This is a genomic window from Chryseobacterium barbadense, from assembly GCF_042849955.1.
GTDB lineage: Bacteria > Bacteroidota > Bacteroidia > Flavobacteriales > Weeksellaceae > Chryseobacterium.
Genome location: NZ_BAAFHL010000155.1, coordinates 1 through 569 on the forward strand (window position 1 = coordinate 1; position 569 = coordinate 569).

Sequence of the window (569 nt, forward strand, 5' to 3'; positions counted from 1 at the left end):
ATCATACTCTTTTCTAGCAATCTGTCCACCATGTCTTCCTTCATGTACTTTGTTACCATAATCATCAAAATAAATAGTTACTTCTGCACTGCCTGTTCTCATCGTTTGTGGTAGTCCACCATTCAATGAAGCATCTTTGAATACATAATCATTATTTTTATCATTAATCATATCGGTAATATCATTCACAGACTTGTTAACTTCAGTAATCATCGAATTAATATTACCTATTTCTTTTTTCTGAGCTTTACTTAAAGAAACTTTTCCATTTTTATCGGTTGCGGAGCTGTAAATCATATTCCTTTGCGATTCTAATTGGGTTTTTCTCATATTGAGCCCCATTTGCGTATGCTCAGCTTCTTTTTTGCTCTGCGGATCGTTTATAGTTCTTCCATCCGGATCAGTAAACCTTATAGGATTATTGATAGTATAATTATAAGGTGTATGTCTTCTATATATTTCCGCTAATGGATCAATTACGCCCCATCTTGCAATATCCGGCATGTAAAACCTTGCCCCATAATCATACATTCCGTAGTCTACTTCATTTTTTAGGATTTTCCTACTTC

The 569-nt window shown here is 34.3% G+C and carries 1 protein-coding gene; it reads right to left on the bottom strand.

Annotated elements, in window-relative coordinates:
• Positions 1–569 (bottom strand): RHS repeat-associated core domain-containing protein (locus ACGHIN_RS17325; RefSeq protein ID WP_390456502.1); only part of this gene is annotated, 569 nt, incomplete at both ends.